This window comes from Streptomyces sp. P17, assembly GCF_032436805.1.
Lineage (GTDB): Bacteria > Actinomycetota > Actinomycetes > Streptomycetales > Streptomycetaceae > Streptomyces.
Map to the genome: position 1 here is coordinate 1 of NZ_JAVRBF010001335.1, position 245 is coordinate 245.

The 245-nt window shown below is 34.7% G+C and carries 1 protein-coding gene; it reads left to right on the forward strand.

The annotated features are described in order from the left end of the window. Positions 1–16: 16 nt before the first annotated feature. A partial coding sequence (locus RMT89_RS44885) for a fibronectin type III domain-containing protein (protein ID WP_315889507.1) occupies positions 17–245 on the forward strand: 229 nt, incomplete at its 3' end.

A 245-nucleotide genomic window follows, 5' to 3' on the forward strand; every position in this document is an offset into this window, starting at 1 on the left:
TGTTAACTCTGTGAAAGTGGCTCAGTTTGGTAATTGTGGTTCTTCTCCAACAGGAATTACAATGTCAAATATTACAACAAGCTCGGCAAATGTTTCTTGGATTCCTGTTTCCGGAGCTTCCTCTTATGTTCTAAGGTATAAGAAAGTTTCAGAAACCAATTGGATTACTTTGAATTTAAGTAACAATAATGCTGTTCTTGCAAATTTATTAGATAACACTGCTTATGAGGTACAAGTATCATCAG